The sequence below is a fragment of the Psychrobacter sp. TB20-MNA-CIBAN-0197 genome, assembly GCF_040309765.1.
Lineage (GTDB): Bacteria > Pseudomonadota > Gammaproteobacteria > Pseudomonadales > Moraxellaceae > Psychrobacter > Psychrobacter submarinus.
On sequence record NZ_JBEOPC010000468.1, the window covers coordinates 1 to 277 of the forward strand.

At 37.5% G+C, this 277-nt stretch carries 1 pseudogene; it reads left to right on the forward strand.

The features are described from left to right. Positions 1-277: pseudogene (locus tag AAEY83_RS14530) on the forward strand (hypothetical protein); the annotation flags it as partial.

Consider the following 277-nt stretch of genomic DNA (forward strand, 5'->3'; position numbering starts at 1 on the left):
GACGCACTTATTCAAAATCAGGCAGCGCTAGATTCCGCTACAAAAGAAGCGCAGCAGCATTATCCAAGTATGAGTAAGGTTACCCGAGACGTTAAAAATGGCTTTCAAAATGCTTATACTTTTTATTTATCCGCTTTATTGTACCAAAGCAGTAAACAGTATGATGATGCCTACATTGACTATAAAAAAGCACTCGAAATACAACCCAACAATATTTATTTGCAACGTGATGTACTTCGCCTTGCTAAAAAACAAGGCTTTGATCAAGACCTAAGTG